This is a genomic window from Nonomuraea candida (assembly GCF_000725485.1).
In the GTDB taxonomy this organism is placed as follows: domain Bacteria; phylum Actinomycetota; class Actinomycetes; order Streptosporangiales; family Streptosporangiaceae; genus Nonomuraea; species Nonomuraea candida.
Genome location: NZ_JOAG01000190.1, coordinates 1 through 269 on the forward strand (window position 1 = coordinate 1; position 269 = coordinate 269).

Sequence of the window (269 nt, forward strand, 5' to 3'; positions counted from 1 at the left end):
ACGCGTCCGGTGACGTGGTGCAGGGGCGGCGCTACTACGACCGCTACTCCTGGTTCGCCCCCGTCGCCACCGGCGAGCTGAAGCTGGACAACCTGTTCGACGGGATCGCCGACGGCACGGCCGCCGCCGCGCCGCCGGCCGAGGCGCCGGCGTCCCGGCTGCGCAAGGGGCTGCTCGGCCGGGCCGCGGCCTGGAACGCCAGGAACGCCCGCGCCCTGGTCGCCGCCTCCGGCCGCGCGCCGCTGACCGGCCCCGGTTTGGACGGCCGC

General features: G+C 78.4%; 1 protein-coding gene. It reads left to right on the plus strand.

The features are described from left to right. Positions 1 to 269, plus strand: a 269-nt coding sequence (locus IO39_RS56460; protein WP_043637919.1) for a hypothetical protein, incomplete at both ends; no start/stop codon positions are given.